Below are 2,661 nucleotides of genomic sequence, written 5' to 3'. Positions count from 1 at the left end.
GTTTTATCCAGGGATTCTGTGGTCAGGTCATCCAGCAACAGCACGGTGGCGTCGTAACGCACAAAGTAGTGTTTGATCGCCAGAATCTGCCGGCGATAACGCAGCGAGCTCTGGGCCAGCAGGCGGATTTCAGACAGGCTGTCGAGCACCACGCGGGTGGGCTTGACCCGCTCGACCACTTCGAAAATCTGCTTGGTGGCTTCGCCCAGCTCCAGGTCCGATGAGTACAGCAAGCTTTGCTGGTGCTCGGCATTGAGCAGGCTTTCCGGCGGGGTCAGCTCGAAAATGTGGATGTTCTTATCCAGCTCCCAGCCGTGGGACCGGGCGCCTTGTCGCAGCTCACGTTCGGTTTCTGACAGGGTGATGTACAACGAGCGTTCGCCAGCGCGGGCGCCGGCCAACAGAAAATGCAACGCGACGGTGGTTTTGCCGGTTCCGGGTTCGCCCTCCAGCAAAAATACGTGTCCGCGAGACAAGCCACCGGCCAGGATGTCATCCAGACCTTCGATGCCAGTGGCGGCTTTTGCACTGAACAACTCGTTTGATGTAGACAAAAAAAACCCTCTCATGACTAGGGGAAGCGAGGCAGCAGGCTTGAGGTGCCTGTAAGGACTGCCTTTTCACTTGACCCTTGGCCGTGACGACGGTTCAACCTTTTTGCTGGTTTGACGTGTAGCCGCAGCCTTCGGCAGCGGCTACAGAGGGTAGTGTTACAAACCTTGCTGCAACGCGGGGTCATCCGGATTGAGCTGTTCCAACTGCGCCAGCAGAATCTGTACGTTCTGCAACTGTCCGCTTTCTTTCCAGTAGTTGATCAGCAACACCCGCGCTTTGCGGTCGGCGGGGTGGCGCTGGACGATCTCCTGTAATTGCTTTTGTGCAGCTTCCAGCTCTTGCTCAAGGTGCAAGGTGGTCGCCAGGTCATAGCGATAGTCCTTGTTGTCGGGCTCCAGTTCCACGGCTTTGGATAGGCCGAGCAAGGCAAACTCGCTTTGCCCGTGGTTCAGCAACCAAAGCCCCAAGGCATGTTGCAAGTAGGCCGAGTCGGGTTGCGCTTTCAACTGTTTCGCCAGCAACTGGCGTGCGGCATCGCTCTGGCCTTGCCGGTCGAGCACATCAATCTGCATCACCAAGGCCGGCAGATTGCCTGGGTCCAGCTGTAATGTGCGTTCGAGTGCCTCTTGCGCCTCTTTCAATTCAGCGTTGTGCAGGTGCAGGCGCGCCAACTGGTATTGGTTTTGGGCGCTGGGTGGTTGACTTTTCAGGGCCAGCTCCCAGGCGTCGATGGCTTGCTCCAACGGCGCGAAATACAATCCCAGGTCATCTGGCGTCAGTCCCAACAGTGCGTTGACGGCTGCAAATCGCACGTTTTCTACGTCGTCATCGAGCATCGGGCCAATCAATAGGCTGCGTTGCCCGGAGGAGACGAGGCCAGTAATGCTTTTGATCGCGGCGACCCGCACGTCTTCACTGGGATTTTGCAGGTCTGCGCCCGCCAGTTTCAGGGCCTGCGGGCTTGGGTAATTGGGCAGTTCGTTATGCAGCCAGATGCGACGCTTGGCCGACAGATCAGGGCGGCCCAGTTGCTGGTAAAGCACCCGTGCAGCCCCCGGTTGGCCGGCGCGGACCTGAGTCAAAGCTTCGCTGTATCCACGTTTGATTGCTTCTGGCACCTCAGGCGTCGTGCTGCGCAGGAATAACCAGGCAAAAGCGATGGCAAACAGCACACAGAGAGTGATGAGCAAGTAGCGGCGGGACTGGGGCATGCAGGAATCCAGGAGCTGGCAAGCTTATGCAAAGGCCGTCAGCTTCGGTCAGGCCGGGCTGTGAGTCAAACCCTGACGTGGCTCACTATCGACGATTTTGCCTACAGGTTCCGTTGACATTGAAACCTGTCGAGGCTTGAAGCAGTGACTACGCTTGCTAGAGATGACTCCAAGAGTGCTCCCATGCAACCGCTGCTTCAATACTTCAAGGCCATACTCAATCCCGGGCAAGGGGTGTTGCTGTTTGCCTTGAGAACCATCGTGGCCGGGCTGCTGACCCTATACCTGGCGTTTCTGTTCGACCTCGATCAACCCAAGTGGTCGATCATGGCAGTAGTCATCGTCAGCCAGCCACTCGCCGGCATGGCACTGGCCCGCAGTTTCGGCCAGGTCATCGGCACTACCCTGGGGGCTGCCGCGGCGGTGTTGATCATGGCGATCTTTCCCCAGGCGCCGCTGCCTTTCATCGTCACCCTGGCACTGTGGCTGGCGCTGTGCACCGCCGGTGGCACCTTGTTGCGCTACACCAGTTCCCAGGCCTTTGTGCTCAGCGGCTACACGGCGGTGGTGGTGGCGCTACTGGCCGTGCCTGATCAGGACGGCACTTTCCTGCTGGCCGTTACACGCGTGACCGAAACGCTTCTGGCGGTGGCTTGCGTCTGCGTTGTCAGCCTGTTGACCGCGCGTCCTGAAGCCGTGGCCCGAAGCTACTTCACCAAGATTGATCAGGTGATCAAGTTACTGGCGACACACGCCGCTGCCGTCATTCGAACCGAAGAAAGCGACGCCGATTTTCAACGCAGGCAAATGCAGCTGTTGGGTGAAATCAGCGCCCTTGAGGGATTGCGCCGGCATCTTTACTTCGATGCACCACGGTTACGCAGTGCCAATAGCC

Annotated in this window: 3 protein-coding genes; 1 reads left to right on the top strand and 2 read right to left on the bottom strand. The window is 58.4% G+C overall.

What is annotated here, in order from left to right:
• A partial coding sequence (locus tag AC1DSG_RS30030; RefSeq protein WP_477794116.1) for an ATPase domain-containing protein occupies positions 1-554 on the bottom strand: 554 nt, incomplete at its 3' end.
• A 156-nt stretch (positions 555-710) separates the two neighbouring features.
• Complete coding sequence (locus AC1DSG_RS30025; protein WP_477794115.1) at positions 711-1,766, bottom strand: tetratricopeptide repeat protein; 1,056 nt, start codon at positions 1,764-1,766, stop codon at positions 711-713.
• Between the two features lie 183 nt (positions 1,767-1,949).
• Between AC1DSG_RS30025 and AC1DSG_RS30020 the strand changes: the two genes are divergently transcribed.
• Positions 1,950-2,661: FUSC family protein (locus AC1DSG_RS30020; protein WP_477794114.1), on the top strand; the 712-nt coding region annotated here is incomplete at its 3' end.

Source organism: Pseudomonas sp. P5_A12, assembly GCF_056400685.1.
This window is presented reverse-complemented; position numbering and strand designations above follow the sequence as displayed.

Bases quoted from the DNA above. Each gene is read 5' to 3' on its own strand.
- AC1DSG_RS30025 (WP_477794115.1), bottom strand. From the start codon at position 1,766: ATGCCCCAGTCCCGCCGCTACTTGCTCATCACTCTCTGTGTGCTGTTT.